At 39.3% G+C, this 6055-nt stretch carries 2 protein-coding genes; both read right to left on the reverse strand.

Going from position 1 to position 6055, the window contains the following annotated elements; translation table 11 throughout:
- Nucleotides 1–2903 (reverse strand): non-ribosomal peptide synthetase (locus PX636_RS10170; protein ID WP_288117020.1); only part of this gene is annotated, 2903 nt, incomplete at its 3' end.
- A partial coding sequence (locus tag PX636_RS10175) for a non-ribosomal peptide synthetase (RefSeq protein WP_288117021.1) occupies nt 2900–6055 on the reverse strand: 3156 nt, incomplete at its 5' end. The genes PX636_RS10175 and PX636_RS10170, both read right to left, overlap by 4 nt.

The following is a 6055-nucleotide window of genomic DNA, read 5'->3' on the forward strand; positions in this document are numbered from 1 at the left end:
ACAAAGGCACTAGGAATCATATACTCTGGTAACTTAGCTTTCAGGAATTGCCGCAGTTCAGTAACATTAAGCGAATTTTCCTCCTTTTGGGTGGAAACAATCTCTACTTTGGGAATAATATAGGCGACTAAACGTTTCTGATTGGTCTCATCTTCTTGGGCAATAACAACAGCCGTTTTTACTGCATTGTGCTGACTAAGAACGGTTTCAATTTCTCCCAATTCAATGCGAAAACCCCGAATTTTTACTTGATTGTCAATGCGTCCTAAATATTCGATTTTACCATCGGGTAAATACCGACATAAATCTCCCGTTTTATATAATTTTGACGGCTCATTGCCCCCCTTATTAAGGGGCGTTGGGGGGATCACTTCATCCTTCTCAAAAGAATTAGGGATAAATTTCTCTTGAGTTAATTCTGGACGATTGAGATAACCCCTGGCTAACCCGACACCGCCAATATGTAATTCTCCAGCTACCCCCACAGGAACAGGTTGTAAGAAAGCATCGAGAATATAAACCTGAGTATTACTGATGGGTCGCCCAATGGGAATATTGGTTATAGTTGGTGAAGTAAATTCGGAGAGAGTCGTTGCAATGGTTGCTTCTGTTGGTCCGTAACCATTTAATAGTCGAGGAAGAGGGGAATATTGACCCGTAACTGTTTGCCATTGCTGGACTTTTGCCGGTTGAATGGCTTCCCCACCAATGACAATTAGTTTAATCTTTGAGAGAATTGGCAGGGTATCAGGGGTTAATTCAGAGGCTAATTGATGCCAATAAGCCGTAGGAATCCCCAAAACTGTTAATTGCCATTTTTGACAACATTGCCAAAAATCCTCACTAGAGCGCAACATCTCTTCTGTTCGCAATACCAAGGTCGCACCCGATAACAAACTAACAAAGATTTCTTGAACGGAAGCATCAAAGCAGATAGAAGAAAATTGCAGAATTTGATCCTCTGAGGTAATACCATACTCTAGAATAGTAGTCAGTATATAGTTGACTACTGAGCGATGTTCAATCATTACCCCTTTGGGTTGACCTGTGGAGCCAGAGGTGTAGATAATATAGGCTAAATTGTGCTGATCAACTTCTACCAGAGGGCTAACTGTACTCTGTTTGGCGATTATTGACCAGTCTTGATCTAAACAGATAGTGTTCGGTATAAATTTGGGAAGTTGCTCAATAAATTTAGATTGCGTCAACACAATACTAAGTTGAGTATCTTCAATAAGATAGGTAATTCGCTCTTGGGGATAATTAATATCTAAAGGAACGTAAGCTCCCCCAGCTTTAAGTATTCCCAGTATTCCGATAATCATGTCTAGGGAACGTTCAACAAAAATCCCGACTAAACTATCGGATTTTACCCCTAAAGATTGTAGGTAATGGGCTAACTGATTAGCCTTACAGTTTAACTCCTCGTAGGTTAAAAATTCATCTTCTAATTTAACAGCGATCGCCTGTGGATTCTGTTTTACTTGTTGTTCAAACAACTGATGCAGACACAAATCATTTTTGTAGTCAATTTCAGTCTGATTCCAATCAAATAATAACTGATTGCGCTCACTTTCTGTCAGTAATGGTAATTGGCTAACGGTTTGTTCTGGATTAGCAATAATCCCAGTTAATAGGTTAACAAAATGCCCTGATAATCGCTCAATTGTACTTTTGTCAAACAGATCTGTATTATATTCCCAAATCGCAGTTAATCCGGCTTCTTTTACCTGTATAGATAAACTTAAATCGAACTTAGATGTCTTAAATTCTAAAGGCTGACGAGTGGCTTTTATTCCTTCTAAATCTATACTATCTACAATTTCATTATCTAAACCAAACATCACCTGAAATAAAGGAGTATAACTCATATTTCTTTCAGGTTGTAGGGACTCTACTAACATCTCAAAAGGTAAATCTTGATGGTCGTAAGCATCCGTTGCTGTCTCTCGTACCTGTTTTAATAACTCGCTAAAACTGGGATTTCCTGCTAAATCTGTTCTTAAGACTAAGGTATTGACAAAAAAGCCGATTAACCCAGCTAATTCACTACGAGTACGGTTAGCGATGGGAGTACCGACTAAAATGTCTGTTTGTCCTGTGTAACGATAGAGTAGAGTCTGAAATGCGGTCAGGAGGGTCATAAATAAGGTGACACCTTTTTCCCGACTCAGCTTATTTAACCCTTGACTAAGTTCTGGAGAAAGGATACATTTTATCCGATCTCCCTGAAAACTTTGTTGTAGAGGACGGGGATAATCCGTAGGTAGATGTAATAAAGCGGGTGCTGCTGCTAACTGTTTTTGCCAGTAATTTAACTGATTTTGTCGGATTTCTCCCTGTAAATATTCCCTTTGCCAAATTGCAAAATCTGCGTACTGGATTGGTAACTCTTGTAAAAGAGGTTCTAAACCTTTAGTATAGGCATTATAAAGGGTTGTCAATTCCTCAATAAATACCCCCATTGACCAACCATCAGAGACAATATGGTGCAGACAAATCAGCAAAAAATGTTCTGTGTCTGATAACTTGAGTAGGGTGGCTCTAATTAGGGAGTCATTGGCTAAATCAAAAGGTTGATGGCTGTGAATTTCTAGCCATTTTTTTATTTCCTGCTCTTCTCGATATTTTGGGCTGTCTTTCCCATTGACAAGCGTTAATTGCCAATTACTTTCTGGTTTGATTATTTGTACAGGATTTCCCTCAATAGTGGCGAAATTTGTGCGGAGGGACTCATGGCGCTGAATAATTTCTTGTAGGCTTTTTTCGAGGACATCTACCTGGAGATTTCCTGCTAAATGCAAGGCCAAGGAAATATTATAAAAGGGACTGTTTGGTTCTAATTGATCTAAGAACCATAAACGCTGTTGGGCATAAGATAGGGGTAATTCTTCAAAATTCATTTTCTTTTTCTTGGTAAAATTGCTGGAACGATGGTATCGGATTTTTGCTGTTTTAACTGTTCAATCCCTTGGGCTAATTCTGCTAGTGTGGCCGAGTTGAATAACTGACGTAGGGGAAGTTCAACTTTCAAGCGATCTCGGATCTGTGCTACTAATTTAGTGGCTAGTAGGGAATGTCCTCCCAGTTCAAAGAAGTTATCATTTATACCCACTTTCTCGACTTTTAGCACTTCTGACCAAACAGTTACTAATATATCCTCGATCGGGGTACGCGGAGCAACATATTTGTCTGATGGTTCACTACTAGATTCTGGTGGGGGTAAAGCTCGACTATCTATTTTTCCATTAGCAGTAAGGGGTAAGGCATCTAAAATAACGAAAGCATTAGGTATCATGTAACCAGGTAATTGAGCTTTCAGGAATTGCCGTATTTCGTTAATGGTAATCGTTTTTTCCGATTGTGGCACAATGTAGGCCACAAGACGCTTATCTCCTGTTGCATCATCCCTCACTATTACTACTGTTTCCCAAATCTGGGGATGAGATGCTAATAATGCTTCGATTTCCCCCAACTCAATCCGAAAACCCCGAATCTTAACCTGATTGTCAATGCGTCCTAAATATTCTAATTCTCCCTTGGGTAAATAACGGGCTAAATCTCCCGTTTTATATAATTTTGACGGCCCATTGCCCCTCTTATTAAGGGGGGTTGGGGGGATCACTTCATCCTTCTCAAAAGGACTAGAAATAAACCTTTCTTTGGTCAATTCAGGACGATTGAGATAACCTTTTGTTACTCCGGCACCCCCCACATACATCTCCCCGGGTACACCAACCGGTACAAGTTGTAAATGTTGGTCTAGTAAATACACCTGTAAGTCGGGAATGGGACGACCAATCACACTAGCTGTACTATCCAAGTCGTTCATACTTAATGGTCGATAGGTCACATGAACGGTAGTTTCTGTAATTCCGTACATATTAACTAATTGGGGGCATTGGTCGCCATGGCGCTGAAACCAAGGTTGTAAGCTGTTAATTTCTAAAGCTTCTCCTCCAAAAATAACTAAACGTAAGCTTAAATTTCCTAGATTTTCTTGTGATTCTTCAGCTTGAATTAACTGACGGAAAGCGGTAGGAGTTTGATTGAGAATTGTAACTTTTTCTTGACATAATAGCTGATAAAATGCTTCGGGAGAACGGGCCACTAAGTAGGGGACAACTACCAAGCGTCCACCATATAACAAAGCTCCCCACATTTCCCACACCGAAAAGTCAAAAGCGTAGGAATGAAATAGACTCCAGACATCTTGACTATTGAAATTATACCAAGCATCTGTAGCGGCAAATAATCGCACGACATTGGAGTGATTGACTAAAACGCCTTTCGGTTTCCCTGTGGAACCGGATGTATAGATAATATAGATTAAATTCTCTGGTTTTGCTACGCTTTCGGGGTTTGAGGTGATATTTTGAGCGATTTTTTCCCATTCTGTATCTAAACAGATAAGTTGTGCTTGATGTTCAGGAATAGACTTGACTAATTTTGCTTGAGTTACTAACACTTTTACCTGAGAGTCTTCTAACATGAAGCTCAGGCGTTCTTGGGGATAATCTGGGTCAAGAGGTACATAAGCACCACCTGCCTTGAGAATACCTAATAATCCCACCATCATCTCTAAGGACCGCTCAAGGGAAATACCGACTAAAGTATCAGCTTTTACGCCTAATTTCCGCAAATAATGAGCTAATTGATTAGCACGATTATTTAATTCTCGATAAGTTAAGGATTCATTTTCATAAGTTACTGCTACAGCATTAGGAGTCCGTTCAACTTGCTCCTCAAACAATTGATGAATACACTTATTAGCAGGGTAATCTACCTCAGTATTATTCCAGTTAATTAATAACTGTTGTTGTTCAACTTTAGTCAATAAAGGTAATTGAGAAATTCCCTCACTGGGATTAGTAATAATCCCCTCAAGCAAAGTCAAAAAATGACCGTTCATTCTTTCAATAGTCTCGCTATTAAATAGGTCAGTATTATATTCCCAAACCCCCATTAATCCCGTCTCTGTATTTTGCATTGATAGGGTTAAATCAAACTTAGCTATTTCAACTTCTAAGGGGAAAGAATCAATAGTTAAACCCGTTAACTCTATTTCAGATAAGGCAGTATTTTGAAGGACAAACATTACCTGAAATAGAGGAGTATGACTAAGATTTCTCTCTGTTTGTAAGGCTTCTACTAACATTTCAAAGGGTAAATCTTGATGAGCATAAGCACCTAAAGACATTTCTCTAACTCTCATCAATAATTCCTGAAAACTAGGATTTTCTGAACAGTCAGTCCGCATCACTAAAGTGTTCACAAAAAAGCCGATTAAACTCTCTATTTCACGACGGTTACGATTAGCTATAGGTGTGCCTATTAAGATGTCTGATTGTCCTGTATAACGATAAAGTAATACTCCATAAACTGCTAACAATGTCATAAACATTGTTACCCCTTGTTGCTGACTTAATTCTGTTAGCTTTTGGGTGAGTTCAAGGGATAGTTGAAACTCTTGATGTACCCCAGTAAATGTTTGGACTGCTGGACGAGGTTTATCTGTTGGTAAGGGTAAGAAAGTTGGTGCGTCTGCTAATTGTTTTTTCCAATAATTTAATTGGTTTTCTAAGACTTCTCCCTGTAGCCATTGTCTTTGCCAAAGGGTAAAATCTCCATACTGGATAGATAGGGGATTGAGCGGCGAAGATAATCCCTGAATATAGGCATTATAGAGGGCGGTTAGTTCCTGAATAAATACCCCCATTGACCAGCCATCACTGACAATGTGGTGCATACAGACTAATAAGAGATGTTCCGTTTCAGATAACACCACTAAAGTGATTCTGATTAAGGGTTCACCGGCTAAGTCAAAGGGTTGAATCGCTTGGTTTTGTGCTAACTCTTGGGACGCAATTACTTTTTCACTACCAGATAAATGCTGTAAATCCACAACCGTAACTGTCCAGGTTCGTGTTTGTATAACTTGGGTAGGGATACCATCAACGGTAATGAAGTTGGTGCGTAAAGCTTCGTGGCGATCACAAATTTCTTCTAAACTCTGGATTAAGATTTCTGAGTTCAGGTTTCCCTCTAAACGCAA

Source organism: Microcystis sp. M53598_WE2 (genome assembly GCF_030067735.1).
In the GTDB taxonomy this organism is placed as follows: Bacteria; Cyanobacteriota; Cyanobacteriia; order Cyanobacteriales; family Microcystaceae; genus Microcystis; species Microcystis aeruginosa.